Below are 2,282 nucleotides of genomic sequence, written 5' to 3'. Positions count from 1 at the left end.
TCATGCACCTATTTTGCCGCAGTTCCTCTTACTTTTGTCCAAAGTCCAAATGATAGTATGGAAGAGTTACTCGCGGTGAGTGTCGATGATTTGTATGTTGATACTGCGGATCGGACCTTGTATCGCGGGCTTTTGCTGAAGGATGGGGTGCTTGCCAATGTTGAGTTTCAGCTTTGTCGAAAAAACGGCGCAGCAATTTGGGTTCGGGAATATGCCTACCAGATTGTTGATGAAGAGGGAGTAGTCAAATTCTACGAAGGCAGTCTGCTGGATATTTCAGACAGCGTCAAGGCAGAAGCCGATTTGCGCTGGAATGTCGGCTTGCAAGAAGCTTTGGCCGCGCTGGGGCAATTTGCGCTGCGGGATGTGGGGGCGGAAACCCTGTATGATGAAGTGGTTTCGGTGGTGGCGAATGCCCTGGGGGTAGATTTTTGCAAGGTATTAACGCTGCTCCCTGATAAGGAGAACCTGTTTCTGGTATCTGGTGTGGGGTGGAAATTGGGTTGGGTGGGTGAAACCAGGATGCCAATTGATACGAATTCGCAAGCAGGGTATACCTCGTTGGTTGGTCATCCCGTTGTAGTTAACGATTTTGCTCAGGAAACGCGTTTTAGTGCGCCATCAGTTTTGCTTGAGCATGATGTGGTCAGCGGTGTGAGTGTGCGGATTGGGGATGAAACGACCCCATATGGCATATTGGGCGTGCACAGCAAGCAGGCGCGAAACTATAGCGAATTTGAAATTAATTTTCTTGTTTCTGTGGCGAATATTCTTGCAGAAGCGATTCGGCAGCGTCAGGTCAAATTGGCCCTGGAAGAAAACTGGGCCTTATACCGCACGCTTTTTGAGAACGCGGGCGAGGCCATCCAGCTCGTGAATGAACGGGATGAATTTTTAGATGTCAACGCGCGTATGTGCGAAGTTGTGGGGTATACGCGCGCTGAATTACTAAAAATGACGGTAACTGATTTGCAAGCTCCCACAGTTAAAGAAGCAGCAGGCGCAATTGTGCGCGGCGAATTTGCGCGTCATGGGAATTCTGTCTTTGAATCGCTGAATGTTCATCGGGATGGCCGTATTATCCCCGTCGAATTATGCATTTCCCAGATTTATTTTCAAGAAGAGAGCGTTTATCTTGTGATTATGCGCGATATTACCCGCCAAAAAGAAGCCCAAAACGATTTATTGCGAGATCAAGATCATCTGGAAAAATTAGTAGAGCAACGCACGCATGAATTGCAGCAAAGAATCGCCGAGAGTGACAGCCTGAACCGCGGGATGATCAATCTGATGGGCGACCTTCAAACGGCTATCACGCAGTCGAATGCAACCGCAGCACAGTTGGTGGAAGCCAATCGCGAACTGGAATCTTTTGCCTATTCGGTTTCACACGACTTGCGCGCGCCGTTACGAAGCATCAGTGGGTTTGCGCATATTTTAGCCACGCGCCACCGTTCAAACCTGGATGAGCAAGGTCAAAAATATCTCGATTATGTGGTGCAATCCGGCGAGCAAATGGGACGTCTGATTGAAGATTTGCTGGCGTATTCCCGTATGGGCCGTCAGGCCGTGCGCTGGATTCCCCTGGATTGCAGCGAAATACTGACGGGTGTCCAGTCTGATCTGATGGCAGCCATTCGCGACAATGAAGCTGTGATTCACGCCCCGGATGATTGGCCGCCGCTATTGGGTGATCGAACGCTGGTGTATCAAATATTTCTGAACCTGATGGATAACGCCATCAAGTATCGCCGACCAGAAATAGCCCCGGAAATATGGCTGAGCTTTAAACTCGATGAAGGGTTTGTGACGATTGAGGTGCGTGATAATGGTCAGGGGATTCCTTCCGATTATCACGAAAAAGCCTTCGATATGTTTCAACGTCTCCATAGCCAGGGCGACGTCAGCGGAACGGGAATTGGGTTGGCGTTGGTGAAAAAAGCTGCCTTACTAATGAATGGTGAGATTGGCCTTGAATCCAAAGTAAATGAGGGCAGCACATTTCGGATAAAACTGCCTCAAGTGAATGATGAATAAGAGCTTATCATGACAAATGCTATTTTGCTGGTTGAAGACAATGAAATGGATATTGTGCTGACACTGGATGCGTTCGGTCAGATTTTACCGGAAGCTGCGATCCATGTGGCGCGTAATGGGCGCGAGGCGCTAGATTATCTTTTTGGGGTTGGTAAATATGAAGATCGCGAGCGATATCCCTTACCTGATCTGGTATTACTGGATCTGAAAATGCCGGGTATCAACGGGCACGATGTGCTTTGTCA

At 48.7% G+C, this 2,282-nt stretch carries 2 protein-coding genes; both read left to right on the top strand.

The genetic code is table 11. The annotated features are described in order from the left end of the window. Positions 1-57: 57 nt before the first annotated feature. Entirely contained in the window at positions 58-2,037 is a 1,980-nt protein-coding gene (locus tag HN413_00115) for a PAS domain S-box protein (GenBank protein ID MBT3388791.1), read from the top strand. Between the two features lie 9 nt (positions 2,038-2,046). Then, a partial coding sequence (locus tag HN413_00110) for a response regulator (protein MBT3388790.1) occupies positions 2,047-2,282 on the top strand: 236 nt, incomplete at its 3' end.

The sequence above is a fragment of the Chloroflexota bacterium genome (assembly GCA_018648225.1).
Taxonomy (GTDB): Bacteria; Chloroflexota; Anaerolineae; order Anaerolineales; family UBA11858; genus NIOZ-UU35.
The sequence above is the reverse complement of the archived record's forward strand: the minus strand, read 5'-3'. Positions and strand labels throughout refer to the sequence as shown.

What these genes read in the sequence shown, in the direction of transcription:
- HN413_00115 (MBT3388791.1), top strand. Translation starts at nt 58, where the DNA reads ATGGAAGAGTTACTCGCGGTGAGTGTCGATGATTTGTATGTTGATACT.